Origin of the sequence: Blastococcus goldschmidtiae (assembly GCF_031845325.1) — a bacterium.
GTDB classification, from domain to species: domain Bacteria; phylum Actinomycetota; class Actinomycetes; order Mycobacteriales; family Geodermatophilaceae; genus Blastococcus; species Blastococcus goldschmidtiae.
The window spans coordinates 1-474 of the sequence record NZ_JAVREI010000043.1 but is presented as its reverse complement, the minus strand read 5'-3'; the positions used below and the strand labels follow the sequence as shown (position 1 = coordinate 474).

Annotated in this window: 2 protein-coding genes; both read left to right on the top strand. The window is 52.1% G+C overall.

Annotation, left to right across the window (positions count from 1 at the left end; genetic code table 11):
- Positions 1-171: a FolB domain-containing protein gene (locus RM425_RS21765; RefSeq protein ID WP_449495096.1), complete on the top strand. Its 171-nt coding sequence runs from the start codon at positions 1-3 to the stop codon at positions 169-171.
- A gap of 20 nt (positions 172-191) precedes the next feature.
- Positions 192-474, top strand: a 283-nt coding sequence (locus RM425_RS21500) for an NAD-dependent epimerase/dehydratase family protein (protein WP_311347269.1), incomplete at its 3' end; no start/stop codon positions are given.

The following is a 474-nucleotide window of genomic DNA, read 5'->3' as shown; positions in this document are numbered from 1 at the left end:
ATTCAGCATGTAGAGAATAACCGTTTCTCTTTGTTGGAAAAATTAACTCAGGATGTGCTCGATATCGCACGTGAACATCACTGGGTGACGTATGCTGAAGTGGAGATCGATAAACTGCACGCGCTGCGCTACGCCGATTCGGTATCCATGACCTTAAGCTGGCAGCGTTAACCGCCATATCGGGAGGCTGCATGAACATAGTGATCACCGGAGGGACGGGATTAATTGGTCGCCATTTGATTCCGCGTTTGCTGGAGCTGGGCCATCAAATCACGGTAGTGACGCGTAACCCACAGAAAGCCAGTTCCGTTCTCGGCCCTCGGGTGACGCTATGGCAAGGGCTAGCCGCTCAAAGCAACCTCAACGGCGTTGATGCGGTAATCAACCTGGCCGGAGAACCGATTGCTGATAAACGCTGGACTCACGAGCAAAAAGAGCGTCTCTGCCAAAGCCGCTGGAATATCACGCAAAAAC